Genomic DNA, 15,748 nt, shown 5'->3' on the forward strand with positions numbered 1-15,748 from the left:
GCGCGCCCCCTACCCGTAACTCCGCGCCACCACAGGCCCCGTCGCCCGCGCCACCGCCTCCGCCAGGGGTTCGACGTCCTCGGCGGCGAGGCCGGAGACGGTGAGCCGGACGGCCGGCCCGGTGTCCATCCGGAACCGCGCGCCCGGGGCCACCGCCCACCCGGCGGCGAGGAGCCCCGTCACCGCGCCGGTCTCGTCGGCGACCGGCACCCATACGTTCATGCCGCCCCGGCCGTGCGCCTCGACGCCCCGCCGGGCCAGCGCCCGTACGAGGCCGTCGCGGCGCTTCCCGTACGCGCGGGCGACGGCGGCGGGGTCCACGGCCTCCGTGCTCCAGAGGTGCGCGACGACCCCCTGGAGGAGACGGCTGACCCAGCCGGGGCCGAGCCGCTGCCGCCCGAGCACCCGGTCGACGGTCTCGGCGTCGCCGGTGAAGGCGGCGATCCGCAGATCGGGCCCGTAGGCCTTGGCGACGGAACGGATCAGCACCCAGTGGTCGGTGCCGCCGGCCACCGGGTGGAGCGGCTGAGCGACGATGCCGTGCCCGTGGTCGTCCTCGACGAGCAGCACGCCCGGGTGCGCGGCGAGGACCCGCCGCAGCTCCCGCGCCCGGCCCTCGGTCACACACGCCCCGGTCGGGTTCTGCGCCCGGTCGGTCACGATGACCGCCCGCGCCCCGTCCTTGCGGATCGCCCGCTCGATCTCTTCCGGCAGCGGCCCCTCGTCGTCGACGGCGACCGGCACGGGGCGCAGCCCGAGGGCGGGCACCAGGTCGAGGAGGCTGCCCCAGCCCGGGTCCTCGACGGCGACGGCGTCGCCCGGCCTGAGGTGGACGGCGAGCACCCGTTCGACGGCGTCGAGGGAGCCCGAGGTGACGCCGATGGGCCCGGCGGGCACCCCGTCCGCGTCGAAGGCGGCGCGCGCGAGGCGCCCGAACTCCTCGTCGACGGGGGCCTCCCCGTACATGCCGGGCCGCTCGGCGTACCTCCGCGCGACCTCGGCGAAGGCCTCCCCGAGCGGGGGCAGCAGGGCGGGATCGGGGCTGCCGTTGCTCACGTCCCTGACCCCGGCGGGGGCCGCCACCCGGATCGAGCCGCGCGCGGTGGTGGCGGGACGCGGGCGCACCCGGCTGCCCCGCCGCCCGTCGGTCTCGATGACCCCGCGTTCGCGCAGGGTGCGGTAGGCGGCGGCCACGGTATTGGGGTTCACGCCGAGCGTCGCCGCCAACTCCCTCATGGGCGGAAGGAGTTGGCCGGGCTGCAATGCCCCGGCGGCCACCCCCCGCTCCACGCTCGCGGCGATGTCCGATGCGCGACGACCTTCGATCCGATACTCTCCTAGCACAAACTCAAGTATGCACTAGTGCAATGGAGTGCGCAATGACCGCCGCCGCCGACACGTACGCACCGACCGACCGGACCGTCCCCACCCGCGCCCGCCAGCGCGCTTCGTACGACAAGGCACTCGTCCACTCGATACTCGACGAGGCCTACGTCTGCCACCTCGGCTTCGTCCGTGACGGCGCGCCCGTCGTCCTGCCGACGCTCTTCGGCCGCGTCGGCGACCGGCTCTACGTGCACGGCTCCACCGGCTCCCGGCCGCTGCGCGCCGCCGGGGACGGCGTGGCCTCGCCCGGCCTGCCCGTCTGCCTGACCGTGACGCACGTCGACGGCCTCGTCCTCGCCCGCTCCGCCTTCCACCACTCCCTCAACTACCGCTCCGTCGTGGTCCACGGCACGGCCCACCAGGTCACCGATCCCGAGGAGCTGCGCATCGCCCTCGACGCGCTCGTCGACCACGTCGTCCCCGGCCGCGCCGCCGACTCGCGCCCCGCGAACGCCAAGGAACTCGCCGCCACGGCCGTGCTCCGGCTCGACCTGGACGAGGTCTCGGCGAAGGTCCGCGACGCCGGCCCCAACGACGACGCCGAGGACCTCGGCCTGCCCCACTGGTCGGGCGTCGTCCCGGTGCGCGGCGGCTACGGCACCCCGGTCCCGGCCGACGACCTGGACCCGGCCGTCCCGCTGCCCGGCTACCTCGCCGCGCTCTGAGCCGTACGGCCGCCGAAGACCGCCGAACGACGGAGGTAAGGACCGACGATGCTGATCCACCCCTGGGACGCCGCACACGACGACGGCGAGTGGCGCGACTGGCTCTCCCGGCACGACTTCGGGCAGCTCGCCGTCAACGGCCTGCCCGGAGAACCGCCGTGGGTCCAGCCGACCCATTTCCGGTACGAGGCCGATCCGGGCCCCTACGGGCAGGCCCTGGTCCATCTGGCCCGGCCCAACCCGCTCTGGCGCGCCCTGGAGGCGAACCCGGCGGTGCTGCTCAGCGTGGTCGACGACCATGTCTTCGTACCGGGCTCGTGGACGGCACCCGAGGGCACCCCGTCCGCGCACGGCACCCCCACCTCGTACTACGCCGCCGTCCAGCTGCGCTGCACCGCGCACGTGGTCGACGACCCGGCGGAGAAGGCGGAACTCCTCAACCGCCAGGTCGCCCACTTCCAGCCGGACGGGGGCACGGCTCCTGTGGTCCCGGGCGAGGCTCCGTTCGGCCGTCTCCTGTCGGGGATCAGGGTGCTGCGCCTTCAGGTGACCGAGGTACGGGCCAAGTTCAAGTACGCGGGCAACAAACCGCCGGAGGTCCAGGACCGCGTCATGGACCGGCTGGCGGAGCGGGCCGGCCCCGGCGACCTGGCCGCACGGGCCCACCAGCTGCGCCGCCGCGCCGGGGACTGACCCGCCCGGAGGCCTACACCGGCACGACCTCCTCCTGCCTGCGCACCGCCGCCGCCGCGCGCGCCTCCGCGAACGCGAGGCCCGTGACGGCGGCGAGCAGCAGCAGGGTGCCGAGCACGATCGCGTTGGTGAGCCGCTCCCCCAGCAGCGACACGGCGATGACCGCCGCGCTCACCGGCTCCAGGAGCATGATCACGGAGACGGTGGCGGCCCGGACGACCGCCGCACCGGCAAAGTACAGCGCGTACGCGAGGGCGGTCGGCACGGCGGCCACGTACACGAGCAGCAGCAGAACGCTCACCGGCGCGTCGGTCCGCGGGACGAGCCCCTCGGCGAGCGCGGCGGGCAGCAGCCCGGCCGCCCCGATCGCGAAGGCCCAGGTGGTGGTGGCCAGGGCGTCCGTGCGCCCGCCGTCGCGGCCGAGCCACCGGGTGAGCAGGGTGATCGCCGCGTACCCGGCCGCCGAGACGACCGCGAGCACGACGCCGAGCGGCCGCACCTCCGTCGCGCCGCCGCCCAGGACCAGGACGACGAGCCCGGCGAGCGCTCCGGTGACGGCGGCGACACCGCCGCGGCCGAGGCGTTCGCCCATGGTGAGCCGGGCCCCGACCGCGATGAGAACGGGTCCCGCGCCGAGGGTGACGACGGTGCCGACCGCGAGGCCGGTGGCCTGGACGGCGGCGAAGTAGGCGCTCTGGAAGACGGTCAGGCCGATCCCCGTTCCGAGGATGCGGGCGGTCCGGCGACCGCGCGTCTCCCCGGCGGTACGGGCGACCGCGCGCCGGGGCCGCAGGGCGAGCGCGCCGAGCAGCAGGGCGAGCCCGCCGACGCACCGCCAGAAGGAGAGCGCGAGGGGGCCCATGTCGCTGATCCGGAAGATCAGCGAGGCGGCGGCACCGGCCGTGCCCCAGGCGACTCCGGCGACGATCAGATAGAGCAGGCTCCGCCCGACGGGCAGGGCGGATTCCGAAGAGTTCGACACGTGACTTCTCCGTGGAAGACAGGAGGGAAAGGTGGTCGCTCGGCTCCGCGCGCGGGCAGCGACGAACCGCTCGGGGGCGAGGAGTCGCCCGGCCGAGCCCGGTCTTCGTCGAGGAGTGTCTCCGCGCGCGCTAGGCGGCGGGAGGCGGAAGCACGGTCGAATGCATGAACCGCACCCTAGGGGGCGTTCCGTCCGGCGGGCAACCCGGCGTCCCGGCCCTCGGAATCGGAATCGGAGCCTTCCACCTCCCGGCCCTCAGGGGAGCCCTCCGCCTCACCTGTCGGAGAAACCGCCCCTGAACCCGCCCCTGAATCCGTCCCGGAGCCCGCCCCGGACCCCGCCACCGGCCCCGCCGCCGGCGCCTTCGGCGTCGAGGACTGGGCGATGAAGGCCCCGACGAGTACCACCGCGCCGCCGATGATCTGCGGCGCGTCGAGGTGCTCGCCGAGCAGGACCCAGGCGAGGACGGTCGCGATGACGGCCTCCAGGCAGGCCACGACACCCGCGACCTGCGGAGAGAGGCGGCGCACCGAGATGACCCCGGTGACGTACGCGAGGACGGTCGCGATCAGCACGATCCAGCCGAGCAGCAGCCACGCGGGCACGTCGCTGCCGTCCATGTCGGCGCTGCCGCCGAGCAGGGACCAGTCCATGCCCCACGGGCGGGCGATCACGGTGAGGACGAGCGCGCCGATGAGCAGTCCGTAGGCGATGACGCCGATCGGGTCGGCCTGCTCCGCCTCGTCGGCGCCCTGGTCGGAGAGGACGAAGTAGCCGACCTGGCAGCAGGCGGCGGCGAGCGCCAGGAGCAGCCCGACGAGGTCGAAGGTGAGCCCGGACCAGATCTGGACGACGCAGGCGAGCCCGCCGACGGCCAGGACGACGCCGAGGGCGGCGGCGCGGGTGACCGGCCGGCGCTGGACGAAGCGGACCCAGCCGAGGACGAGCGCCGGGGCGAGGTACTCGATGAGCAGCGCGACGCCGACGGGGATACGGGAGATGGAGGCGAAGTAGAACGCCTGGACCCCGGCGACGGCGAGCAGGCCGAAGCCGACGAGGAGGGCGGGTTTGCGGCGCAGGAGGTCGCGGTGGCGCCAGGCCACCGGGAGCATGACGAGCGCGGCGCCGGCGACCCGGAGCCACACCACATGGAGCGGGTCGAGTCCCGCCTCGATGAGCGGCTTGGCCGCCACTCCTGAACCACCGAATGCGAAGGCCGAGGCCAGGGCTAGTCCCAGGCCGGCGCTTCTCCCCTGAGACGCGTGCATCGGGCCATGATGACAGGACGCGGTCAGGCGCGTAACCCCCGTTACACCTGTTGAGACGGCTCCCCGTCAGACACCCGGAACCGGTGCCTCCTCCAGGGCGTCGGGACCGGCTTCGAGCCCGCCGGCGATCCGCGCGACCAGGGCGTCCGTGTCGACCCCCGCGCGGCGCAGCACCTCGGCGGCCCGGCTGCCGGGGTCGGCCGCGACGGCGGCGAGCACGTCGACGGCGCGGGCCCGGGCGTCACCCCGGCCGGCGGCCCGGCGGAAGGCTTCCTCGAAGGCGGCCGACGCGGCCGGCGACCAGCCCGAGGGCCGCGAGCCCTGGGGCTCGGCCCCGCGCACGGCGGGCAGCAGCCGCCCGGCGGGCGAGTCTTCGACCGAGCGCTGCCAGCGCAGCCCGTAGCCGATGGACCGCTGGACGAGGTAGCCGAGGACGCGGGCGAGCTCGTGGCGGCCCTCGAAGGCGGCGCCGGCCTCGGGGTCGGACTCGATGAGCGAGTGCAGCAGGTGCGCGGTGTCGATCTGCCGGTCGCCGTCCCTGAGGGCTCTTCGGCGCGCGCCCGTCACGACCATCGCGAGTGACGGCGTCAGGAGGGGCGCGAGCTCCGCGCGCGGGGCGACGGGCTGCCGGAGCGGCTGAGGGAACGGGACGGGACGGTGCACCCTCTCACCTCATCAGGCCGGGGCGCCCTGGGCATCACCGAGGAGAAGCATGTCCGCATCCCACCGGAGTTGGGCACGCACGCACGGTTCCTCCTCCTTACGGATGAGATCGCGTGCGTTGCCCTCAGGGGGCGCGCGCCGCCTTGCCACACGACCCTGATGCAACCACGGGCACGTCTCCGTACGTCCTCCGATCATGTTCTGGATGGTGGCTCTGCTCGCGCTCGACGGGCGGCAGTACGTCTACCGGGTGTACGCACCCCGGGAGGCGCTGCCGGCCGATCTGTTCTGGGCGGCCTTCCACTGCCATGAGGAAGACGGCGCTCCGCGTGCCTCGGACAGCTTCGACGCGGCGGAGATCTGGTGGATCGGCGACGGGACCGGCCCGGCCGTCACAGAACTGACGGTTCATCAGTATTGAATGTTCACCGCCATCCGGCTACGTTCCGCGACACCGGAACCCAGTTGGCACGCGTGAAGGGGTGGTCTCATGGCCGAAGTCAGCGCGGAGGCACGGATCGAGGCACCGGCCGGAAAGGTCTGGGCCCAGCTCATGGACTTCCCCTCGTACGGCGAGTGGAACGCCACCCACACCAACTTCCCGAACGGCGGCCCGGAAACCCTGGCGGCGGGTGGCACCTTCACCGAGAACATGAAGCTGATGGGCTTCCCCGCCGAGGTGCTCTGGACGATCGAGGAGCTGGAGTCGGAGCGCGCCCTCGCGATCAAGGGCAAGGGCCCGATGGGGGTGCTCGTCACCACCCGCTACTCGCTCACGGCGGACGGGGACGCGACGAACGTGCGGATCGACGGCGAGTTCACCGGCGCGGCGGTCTCGCTGATGGCGGGCAAGCTCAAGGACTCGGCGACGGCGGCCCTCACGGAGTCGCTGCGCAAGCTCTCGGGTCTGGTCGCCTGAGCATCCCGACCCCCTGACGTACCGAAGGGCCCCGTGGCACACGCCACGGGGCCCTCGGGCGACCTCCGGCCGAGCGGGCACCGCTCAGTCCTCGTCGGCCAGGATCAGGTACAGCTTCTTGCGGGCCTCATTGATCACGCCGACCGCCTTCTGCCGCTGCTCGGCGCTGCCGGTCTTCCAGACCTGCCCGAACGCCTCCATCAGACCGAAGCCGGCCTGCCGGATCTCGTTCACGGCCTCCCAGTCGACCCCGCGCCCGGCCTCTTCCCACGGCGCCTCGGGGCCGGCCTCGGCCTCGGTACGCCCGGTGTCGGTGAGCGTGAACAGCTTCTTGCCGCCCTCGCTCGCGCTGACGATCAGCCCCTCGTCCTCCAGCATCTGGAGGGTCGGGTAGACCGAGCCGGGACTGGGCTTCCAGGCCCCGTCGCTGCGCTCGCCGATCTCCCGGATCATCTCGTATCCGTGCATGGGGCGGTCCTTCAGGAGGGCCAGGATCGAGGCCCGCACATCACCGCGCCTGGCCCGCCCCCGGCCACCACCACGACCGCGCCCGCCCCCGAAGGGCCCGCCGCCGAATCCCGGCCCGAACGGCCCGAACGCGGCCCGCCGCCCTTCGAAGTCCCCACGAGCCCCGGGGCCACAGCCTCCACGCCCGGCTCCGTGTCCGCTTCCGTACTCGTGCCCATGTGAACGCATCGCAACGCTCCTTCCATCGGGATCACATCGTCGAACTGTCGCGATACCTCAACGATATATCGGAACCATTCACCGAGCAACACTCCCGACTGCTTCGCGCCGCCCGCCCGAGCCACCGCCCCGCTCCCGCCCCAGGTCCGGGTCCGGGTCCGGGTCCAGTTCCCCGCGATTGGCCTTGGTCCGCCCGATCCGGGCCCCGGTACGGTCGCCCCATGCGCATCCGAATCGTCGACGCCTTCACGGACCGGCCCTTCTCCGGGAACCCGGCCGGCGTCCTCCTCCTGGACTCCTTCCCCGACGACGACTGGCTCCAGAAGGTCGCCGCCGAGGTCAACCTCTCCGAGACGGCCTTCGCCCACCCCCTGCCCGCCGGGGAGGACGGCGGCGCGGCGGACTGGGCCCTGCGCTGGTTCACCCCGACCACCGAGGTCGACATGTGCGGCCACGCCACCCTGGCGACCGCCCACGTCCTGCACTCCACCGGCACGGCGACCGGCACTGTCCGCTTCGCGGCGCGCTGCGGCATCCTCAGCGCCATCGCCGAGGCCGACGGCACCATCACCATGGACTTCCCGACCTCGTCTCTCACCGCCGTCCCGGTCCCCGACGGCCTGGAGAAGGCGCTCGGCGCCGAGGTCGTCGCGGTCCACGACACCGCCGCCCACATCGGGGACCTCCTCGTCGAGCTGCGCGACGAGTCCACCGTGCGCGCGCTCCGGCCCGACTTCGCCGCTTTGAAGGGGCTCTCCTCGCGCGGCGTCATCGCGACCGCCGCCGCCGAGGACCCCGCCGGCGGCCATGACTTCGTCTCCCGCGGCTTCTTCCCCGCCGTCGGCATCGACGAGGACCCGGTGACCGGCAGCGCCCACACCGCGCTCGCCCCCTACTGGTCGGCCCGCTTCGGCCGCGACGACCTCGTCGGCTTCCAGGGCGGCGCCCGTACCGGCATCGTCCGCACCCGCCTGCGCGGCGACCGCACCCTCCTCAACGGCCACGCGGTCACGGTCATGGAGGGCGACCTGTACGCCTAGGACCTGTCGTCAAACTCCCGCCTGCCCCACGACGCCTGGCACGCGCTCTCGCCGCACCGGGCGAAAGCCCGAGTACGGTCCAGTACGAGGGCTTCCGCCCGGCACGCCGAGAGCACGCACCAGACGCCGCAGGGCCGCCCTTCGGGCGACGACGGGAATGTGACGACAGGCCCTAGCGAAGCCGGCCACGCCGGACGGCCGCACAGGAGCGGAATCGCGAGCAGGGGCGTACGGAGAACCCGTACGCCCCTGCTGATGGCACGCGTCAGACCGTGGGCAGCCAGTCCACCCGGCCCGCGAGCAGCCCGTACCCGACGAAGGCCACGATGTCGAGCAGCGCGTGCGCCACCACCAGCGGTCCGACCCGGCCCCAGCGCCGGTACAGCAGGACGAAGACCGCACCCATCACGACGTTGCCGACGAAGCCGCCGATCCCCTGGTACAGGTGGTAGGAGCCGCGCAGCACCGAACTCGCCACCAGCGCGGCCATCGGCGTCCACCCCAACTGCCCCAGCCTGCGGAGCAGATAGCCGACGACGACGACCTCCTCCAGGACGGAGTTCTGCACCGCCGAGAGGATCAGCACCGGGTACTTCCACCACACGTCCGGCAGCGACTCGGGAACCACCGTCAGGTTGAAGCCGGTCGCCCTGGCCGCCAGGTAGAAGGCGAGTCCCGCGCTCCCGATGCCCGCGGCGACCAGCGCCCCCCGCCCGAGGTCCGGCCACGGCCGGGTCCGGTCGAAGCCGATGGCCCGCAGTCCGGAGCCCTCGCGCATCAGCAGGTGGGCGACGAGGAGCACGGGGACGAGGGCCGTGGCGATGCCGAAGAGCTGCCAGGACAGGTCGAGCCACGGCCGGCCGGGCGCGTACGAGCCGTTGAGCGTCGCCGCCTGCTCCTTCAGCGCCCCGGTCCTGGTGAGCGAGCCGATGAAGCTGATGAGGGACGAGACCCCGCTCGCCCCGAGGGAGAGCGCCAGGACGATGAACGTCTCGGAGCGCAGCACCCGGCGCGACAGACCGTCGGGGGGCAGGGAAGCGTCACTGACTCGTTGCTCCGACACCACGCCTGTCTCCACTTCCCGGTCACCGACGGCCGCCCTTCCGGCGGCCCCGACCACTTTGTCATGATCGGCCGCGACACCGGGCGCCGGGAATCCGGACTCAGTCGATCCCCACCGGCCAGGTGTGCACCGGCTCCCCGGCCCGCATCAGCGTGCGGTAGCGGCGGGTGGTCGCCGCGAGCGCCGCCGCGCGGTCGAGGCCCGACTCCACAGCCTGGTGGAAGGTGTCGGCCTGCCAGGAGGCACCGTTCACCCGCCGCAGACAGCGCTGTTCGATCACCCCGAGGTAGAAGTCCCGGTCGGCGGGCTCGATGTGCCAGGCGTCGAGCCCCGCCGCGGCGAGCGGCAGCAGTTCGTCGAGGACCAGCCGTACCGCAGGCAGGGTCGCGACGCCCCCGGCGCGGCCGGCCCGGGGCCACCGCAGCTCCGCCTCGATGCCGTGGCGGCAGGCCGCGTCGAAGTTGGCCTCGGCGTCCTCGAAGGCCAGCCGCTTCCAGACCGGCCGCGGGTCGTCGGCGAGCGAGCGCACCAGCCCGTAGTAGAAGGCCGCGTTGGCGATGACATCGGTGACGGTCGGCCCCGCGGGCAGCACCCGGTTCTCGACGCGCAGGTGCGGGACCCCGTCGACCCAGCCGTACACGGGCCTGTTCCAGCGGTAGACCGTGCCGTTGTGCAGGACGAGTTCCTGGAGGCGCGGCACCTCGCCCCGGTCCAGGACGAGCAGCGGGTCCTCCTCGTCGCAGATGGGCAGCAGCGCGGGGAAGTAGCGCACGTTCTCCTCGAAGAGGTCGTACACCGAGTCCACCCACCGCTCCCCGAACCAGGTGCGCGGCCGGACGCCCTGGGACTGCAGCTCGGGCGGCCGGGTGTCGGTGGCCTGCTGGAACAGCGGCGGCCGGGACTCCCGCCACACCTCGCGCCCGAAGACGAAGGGCGCGTTGGCGCCCAGCGCGATCTGTACGCCCGAGACGGCCTGCGCCGCGTTCCACACGGAGGCGAACCGGGCGGGCGTCACCTGGAGATGGAGCTGCACCGAGGTGCAGGCGGCTTCGGGAACGATCGACTCCGAGGTGCAGAGCAGCCGTTCGACGCCGTGGATGTCGAGGGTGAAGTCCTCGCCCCGGGCGGCGAGGATCTGGTCGTTGAGGAGCGCGTAGCGGTCGGCGGCCGACAGGTTCTCCAGGACCAGGTCGTCCTGGGTGAGCGTGGGCAGTATGCCGATCATGACGACGCCCGCGTCGAGTTCGGCCGCCTTGCGGTCGGCGTATCCGATTCCGGTTCCGATCTCCTCGGCGAGCCGGTCGAATACACGTCCGCCGAGCTGGTGGGGCGCGATGTTCACTTCGAGGTTGAACATTCCGAGTTCCGTCTGGAAATCGGGGCTCGCGATCTTTTCCAGAACCGGCCCGTTCAGCATGCGGGGCAGTCCGTCCGCCCCCGCGAGATTGAGTTCGATCTCCACGCCCATGAGATTGCGCGGCCGGTCGAACCTCTTCTCCGCGAGGAGCCTCGCGAGTCCCGCGAGGCACTGCTGGAGCTTTCTCCGGTAGTGCTGCCGGTCGGACGGGCCGAACCCGTCGGCCACGACCTTCTCGCCCATCGAAGCGTCCCTCCCCGAGTGGGCGGCCGCCCACGGCGGCCGCGCGTCACGGACGATGATGCCCGGCCGACTGATCCACAACGCCTGCGGAGGAGACCTCTCGGAGGATAGGCTGATTGCAGAGCCCCACCGGCACATTCCGAAGGCAAGGAACAAGCGACATATACCAATGCCCTATTGCCCGGTGACCGGGGGTCGGAATTCAGCCGTCCGCCTCTGCGAGGAATATGCAGGTGGGGGCGGCACCGGACAGGAGTTCCGCTTCGACTGCCGTTGTTCTACGGCTCGATGACGCCTTGTCAGGAATACCGGCGCGGTCTAGCGGAAACACTGTGTGAACACGTGTCGTATAAACTCCGCGGACGAGGCAGAGTGTTGGCGCCCGGCCGCGGCCGTACGGCCCACCTCCGGCCCCGCCGCCGACAGCGCCGTCGTACCTGCCCACGCTTCACCGTGTCTCCTGAGTGAGAGGCGACCCATCATGCTCCGACCCTCCCCGGCCCCTGCGCCGGCCCTCCGCAGCGTCCTCGCGGCCCTCGGCTCGCCGACCGCCGTCCGCGAGGCGCGAACGCCCGCCCTCAGGGCCGCGCAGGGACCGCTGAGCCCCGAACACCCGCTGCCCGTGCACATCCTCGGAGTCGCCGGAGCACCGGGCCACGCGCCCCTCACCCGGCTCGCCGGCTGGCGATTCCTGATCCGGAGCGGAGACCGGGCCATCGCCGCCGCGGACACCATGCTCACCCCCGACGGCTGGTCCTTCTCGCACTTCTTCGAGGGTCCGTACGTCGCCGCCACCGAGCGCGCGCTGCTCCAGGCCGAGGCCCTGCCCGGCGCCTACCAGCCGAGGCTGCTCTCCGTGCCGCAGCTCTACATGCTGACCCTCTGGCTGCACGCGGAGCCGGAGGAGGAGGGCGCGACCGCGGCCCCGCCCGCCGCCGATCTGATGGTGCCGCTGGCCCCCGCGCCGCCGGGGATCGCCGCCCACCGGGCCTACCGGGTCGCCGATCTCCTGCCCGTCCTCCGTACGCGCCTCGCGCCGCCGCCCCTCCTGGGCTCGGCGGCGTCCGCCTGATCCACCGCACACGCGTCACCACCGCCCCGTGACCCGGCCGGGTCACGGGGCGCACCGCTGTCCTGGGAACGCGCCCGAACACGCCGCCCGAACACCCCTCCCGGACGGACTAGCCCACTCGGGCTACCCCGAACCACCCGAAGAGACGGTGCAGTTGAGCTGAACCGCCCCTGCGGGTGACACGTCCTACCAGGAGAGGACGAGCTGCCGCGAAATCCCTGCGGAAGACCGTCCATGGGGCAAGACTGGGACCGGAACCGAACCGACCGACGGGGGCGGCCATGAGCGCCAAGAGCCGCAGGACATCCACCACGACGCAGCGAAAGAACCCACCCATGTGCCAGCACCAGCCCGCCTGTCCCACCGCCGACTCCGCCGACCGGGAGGCCGCCCGACCGACGGCACACCACCCGGAGCAGGGCTGGAGCCTGCTGTGCAACGGCGTCCTGCTCTTCGAGGACACCGGTGAACTGCTGCCGGACGGGCAGATCATCGCCCCGCACCGGCCGCTGATGACGGGCCGGGTGACGACGGCCGCCTGAAGGCGCCGGTGAGGACACCGTACGAGGGAAACGCCGAGGGCCGGTCCGGAGGAAGATCCTCCGAACCGGCCCTCGTTCGATGCCCGGGGCCGCTCACGGCCCCGCCCGGCTCAGTTGTCGTACTCGTCCAGCGGCGGGCAGGAGCAGACCAGGTTCCGGTCGCCGAAGGCACCGTCGATACGGCGCACCGGCGGCCAGTACTTGTCGGCGGCCGAGACGCCGGCCGGGAAGACGGCCTCGTCACGGGTGTACGCGTGGTTCCACTCGCCGCCCAGCGCCGCCGCGGTGTGCGGGGCGTTGTGCAGCGGGTTGTCGTCCCCGGGCCACTGGCCCGAGGCGACCTTCTCGATCTCGCCCCGGATCGCGATCATCGTGTCGCAGAAGCGGTCGATCTCGGTCAGGTCCTCGGACTCGGTCGGCTCGATCATCAGCGTGCCGGCCACCGGGAACGACATCGTCGGCGCGTGGAAGCCGTAGTCGATGAGGCGCTTGGCGATGTCGTCGACCGTGACGCCCGTCGCCTTGGACAGCGGGCGCAGGTCCACGATGCACTCGTGCGCGACCAGACCGGCCGGACCGGTGTAGAGCACCGGGAAGTGCGGCTCCAGGCGCTTGGCGATGTAGTTCGCCGCGAGCACGGCGACCTGGGTGGCGCGCTTGAGGCCCTCGCCGCCCATCAGTCGCACGTACGACCACGAGATCGGCAGGATGCCCGCGGAGCCCCACGGGGCGGCCGAGATCGGGCCCACACCGGTCTCCGGGCCCGCGGTGGGCTGGAGCGGGTGGTTCGGCAGGAACGGCGCGAGGTGCGCGCGGACGCCGACCGGGCCGACGCCCGGACCGCCACCGCCGTGCGGGATGCAGAAGGTCTTGTGCAGGTTCAGGTGCGAGACGTCGCCGCCGAAGTGGCCCGGCTTGGCCAGACCGACCAGCGCGTTGAGGTTGGCGCCGTCGACGTACACCTGACCGCCGGCCTCGTGGACCTCGGCGCAGATGTCGGCGACGTGCTCCTCGAAGACGCCGTGCGTCGACGGGTAGGTGATCATCAGCACGGACAGCTCGTCGCGGTACTGGGCGATCTTGGCGCGCAGGTCCTCGACGTCGACCTCGCCGTCGTCGGCGGTCTTCACGACGACGACCTTCATGCCGGCCATGACCGCGGAGGCGGCGTTGGTGCCGTGCGCGGAGGACGGGATGAGGCAGACGGTGCGCTGCTCGTCACCGTTGGAGCGGTGGTAGGCACGGACGGCCAGCAGACCGGCCAGCTCGCCCTGCGAACCGGCGTTCGGCTGGATCGACACCTTGTCGTAGCCGGTGACCTCGGCGAGGCGCTCCTCGAGCTCGGTGATGAGCGTGACGTAGCCCTGCGCCTGCTCGACCGGGGCGAACGGGTGCATCTGACCGAACTCGGGCCAGGTCACCGCCTCCATCTCGGTCGTCGCGTTCAGCTTCATCGTGCAGGAGCCGAGCGGGATCATGCCGCGGTCGAGCGCGTAGTCGCGGTCCGCGAGCTTGCGCAGGTAGCGCAGCATCGAGGTCTCGGAGCGGTGCGCGTGGAAGACCGGGTGGGTCAGGAACGCGTCGGAGCGCAGCAGCCCGGCGGGCAGCGTCTCCTCGGCGGTGGCGTCCAGCGCCTCGATGTCGGCCGTGACACCGAAGGCGCCCCAGACGGCGGTGAGCTGGGCGCGGCCGGTGGTCTCGTCGCAGGACATCGACACGTGGTCGGCGTCGACGCGGTAGAGGTTCACACCGGCCTCGCGGGCGGCGGCGACGACCTCGTCGGCCTTGCCGGGCACGCGGGCGGTGAGGGTGTCGAAGAAGGCGCCCTGGGTGAGCTCCACGCCACCGGCGGTCAGGCCGGCGGCCAGGATCGCGGCGTAGCGGTGGGTGCGGCGCGCGATGCCCCGGAGGCCCTCGGGGCCGTGGTAGACGGCGTACATGCCGGCCATGACGGCGAGCAGCACCTGAGCGGTACAGATGTTGCTGGTGGCCTTCTCGCGGCGGATGTGCTGCTCGCGGGTCTGGAGGGCCAGGCGGTACGCGCGGTTCCCGTCGGCGTCGACGGAGACGCCCACGAGACGGCCGGGCAGCGAGCGGGCGTGCTTGTCCTGGACGGCCATGTAGCCGGCGTGCGGACCGCCGAAGCCCATCGGGACGCCGAAGCGCTGGGTGGTGCCGACGGCGATGTCCGCGCCCAGCTCGCCGGGCGAGGTGAGCAGGGTCAGCGCGAGCAGGTCGGCGGCGACGGTGACGATCGCGCCGAGCTCGTGGGCGGCGTCGATCAGCGGCTTGATGTCGCGGACGGCGCCGGAGGCACCCGGGTACTGGAGGAGCACACCGAACACACCGCGCTCGGCGATCTCGGCCGGGATGCCCGCCGAGAGGTCGGCGACGACGACCTCGACACCGGTCGGCTCGGCGCGGGTCTCGATGACGGCGATCGTCTGCGGCAGGGCGTCGGCGTCGACCAGGAAGACACCGTTCTTGACCTTGCCGACGCGCCGGGCGAGGGACATGGCCTCGGCGGCGGCGGTGCCCTCGTCGAGCAGCGAGGCGCCGGAGGTGGGCAGCCCGGTCAGGTCGGCGACGACGGTCTGGAAGTTCAGCAGGGCCTCCAGGCGGCCCTGGGAGATCTCCGGCTGGTACGGCGTGTACGCGGTGTACCAGGCCGGGTTCTCCATCACGTTCCGCAGGATCACCGGCGGGGTGAAGGTGCCGTAGTAGCCGAGGCCGATCATGGGCGCGAGCACCTGGTTGCGGTCGGCGAGGTCACGCAGCTCGGCGAGGACCTCGGCCTCCGTGCGCGCGGACGGCAGGCCGAGCGCCTCGGTGTTCTTGATGACGTCCGGCACGGCGGCGGCCGTGAGCTCGTCGAGGGAGCCGTAACCGACCTGGGCGAGCATCTTGGCGCGCGCCTCGGCGTCGGGCCCGATGTGCCGCTGCTCGAACGGGATGCCCTGTTCGAGCTCGGAGAGCGGAGTGCGGTTGGCGGTCATGTACGGAGGCCTCCTGGTCGTCACGACCTGCGAGGGGCACCGCGGCGCGGGTACCCGGACGGCCTCCCCCTCTGTCATCTCAACCTGAGAGTTTCACCGGCACGCCTCACGGCACGCCGGCTTTCACCGTCGGTGAGAGCGCATGCCGTCTGACACCGCTCTGCTTTCCAGA

At 72.8% G+C, this 15,748-nt stretch carries 15 protein-coding genes; 7 read left to right on the top strand and 8 right to left on the bottom strand.

The features are described 5' to 3' along the window. Positions 1-9: 9 nt before the first annotated feature. Complete coding sequence (locus tag V4Y03_RS04295) at positions 10-1,344, bottom strand: aminotransferase class I/II-fold pyridoxal phosphate-dependent enzyme (RefSeq protein WP_332434054.1); 1,335 nt, start codon at positions 1,342-1,344, stop codon at positions 10-12. Positions 1,345-1,379: 35 nt separating this feature from the next. Between V4Y03_RS04295 and V4Y03_RS04300 the strand changes: the two genes are divergently transcribed. Both V4Y03_RS04300 and V4Y03_RS04305 read left to right on the top strand, forming a co-directional pair. Then, a complete protein-coding gene (locus tag V4Y03_RS04300) occupies positions 1,380-2,051 on the top strand; it encodes a pyridoxamine 5'-phosphate oxidase family protein (RefSeq protein ID WP_332434055.1) in 672 nt (223 codons plus the stop codon). 48 nt (positions 2,052-2,099) lie between these two features. Next, a complete protein-coding gene (locus tag V4Y03_RS04305) occupies positions 2,100-2,744 on the top strand; it encodes an FMN-binding negative transcriptional regulator (RefSeq protein WP_332434056.1) in 645 nt (214 codons plus the stop codon). 13 nt (positions 2,745-2,757) lie between these two features. On the opposite strand, the gene V4Y03_RS04310 is transcribed toward V4Y03_RS04305, so the two are convergent. From V4Y03_RS04310 to V4Y03_RS04320, 3 genes are all read right to left on the bottom strand, one after another. After that, positions 2,758-3,726: a DMT family transporter gene (locus tag V4Y03_RS04310; RefSeq protein ID WP_332434057.1), complete on the bottom strand. Its 969-nt coding sequence runs from the start codon at positions 3,724-3,726 to the stop codon at positions 2,758-2,760. Between the two features lie 176 nt (positions 3,727-3,902). Next, a complete protein-coding gene (locus tag V4Y03_RS04315) occupies positions 3,903-4,994 on the bottom strand; it encodes an EamA family transporter (RefSeq protein WP_332434058.1) in 1,092 nt (363 codons plus the stop codon). A 66-nt stretch (positions 4,995-5,060) separates the two neighbouring features. After that, entirely contained in the window at positions 5,061-5,657 is a 597-nt protein-coding gene (locus tag V4Y03_RS04320) for a Clp protease N-terminal domain-containing protein (RefSeq protein ID WP_443079733.1), read from the bottom strand. Between the two features lie 196 nt (positions 5,658-5,853). On the opposite strand from V4Y03_RS04320, the gene V4Y03_RS04325 reads away from it, so the two are divergent. After that, complete coding sequence (locus V4Y03_RS04325; protein ID WP_332434059.1) at positions 5,854-6,078, top strand: hypothetical protein; 225 nt, start codon at positions 5,854-5,856, stop codon at positions 6,076-6,078. Positions 6,079-6,147: 69 nt separating this feature from the next. Further along, the gene (locus V4Y03_RS04330; RefSeq protein WP_317878750.1) at positions 6,148-6,576 is read left to right on the top strand and encodes a type II toxin-antitoxin system Rv0910 family toxin; all 429 of its coding nucleotides are present in this window, start codon (positions 6,148-6,150) and stop codon (positions 6,574-6,576) included. 84 nt (positions 6,577-6,660) lie between these two features. On the opposite strand, the gene V4Y03_RS04335 is transcribed toward V4Y03_RS04330, so the two are convergent. Further along, positions 6,661-7,272 carry a PadR family transcriptional regulator gene (locus V4Y03_RS04335; RefSeq protein WP_317878749.1) on the bottom strand — a complete coding sequence of 204 codons (612 nt, stop codon included), beginning with the start codon at positions 7,270-7,272 and terminating at the stop codon, positions 6,661-6,663. 212 nt (positions 7,273-7,484) lie between these two features. On the opposite strand from V4Y03_RS04335, the gene V4Y03_RS04340 reads away from it, so the two are divergent. Beyond that, a complete protein-coding gene (locus tag V4Y03_RS04340) occupies positions 7,485-8,303 on the top strand; it encodes a PhzF family phenazine biosynthesis protein (protein ID WP_332434060.1) in 819 nt (272 codons plus the stop codon). A 265-nt stretch (positions 8,304-8,568) separates the two neighbouring features. On the opposite strand, the gene V4Y03_RS04345 is transcribed toward V4Y03_RS04340, so the two are convergent. Both V4Y03_RS04345 and V4Y03_RS04350 read right to left on the bottom strand, forming a co-directional pair. Next, on the bottom strand, positions 8,569-9,366 hold the full coding sequence (locus V4Y03_RS04345) for a CPBP family intramembrane glutamic endopeptidase (protein ID WP_317877431.1): 798 nt from the start codon (positions 9,364-9,366) through the stop codon (positions 8,569-8,571). A 100-nt stretch (positions 9,367-9,466) separates the two neighbouring features. After that, positions 9,467-10,966, bottom strand: coding sequence for a glutamate--cysteine ligase (locus tag V4Y03_RS04350; RefSeq protein ID WP_332434061.1), 1,500 nt, complete (start codon positions 10,964-10,966; stop codon positions 9,467-9,469). A 481-nt stretch (positions 10,967-11,447) separates the two neighbouring features. On the opposite strand from V4Y03_RS04350, the gene V4Y03_RS04355 reads away from it, so the two are divergent. Together V4Y03_RS04355 and V4Y03_RS04360 are read left to right on the top strand one after the other, a co-directional pair. After that, a complete protein-coding gene (locus V4Y03_RS04355; RefSeq protein ID WP_332434062.1) occupies positions 11,448-12,038 on the top strand; it encodes a hypothetical protein in 591 nt (196 codons plus the stop codon). A 335-nt stretch (positions 12,039-12,373) separates the two neighbouring features. Next, positions 12,374-12,580 carry a DUF5999 family protein gene (locus V4Y03_RS04360; RefSeq protein ID WP_317877428.1) on the top strand — a complete coding sequence of 69 codons (207 nt, stop codon included), beginning with the start codon at positions 12,374-12,376 and terminating at the stop codon, positions 12,578-12,580. 110 nt (positions 12,581-12,690) lie between these two features. Here V4Y03_RS04360 and gcvP read toward each other — a convergent pair whose 3' ends face one another. Beyond that, the gene (gene gcvP, locus V4Y03_RS04365; RefSeq protein ID WP_332434063.1) at positions 12,691-15,576 is read right to left on the bottom strand and encodes an aminomethyl-transferring glycine dehydrogenase; all 2,886 of its coding nucleotides are present in this window, start codon (positions 15,574-15,576) and stop codon (positions 12,691-12,693) included. Positions 15,577-15,748: the final 172 nt, after the last annotated feature.

Origin of the sequence: Streptomyces sp. P9-A4, assembly GCF_036634195.1 — a bacterium.
In the GTDB taxonomy this organism is placed as follows: Bacteria; Actinomycetota; Actinomycetes; order Streptomycetales; family Streptomycetaceae; genus Streptomyces.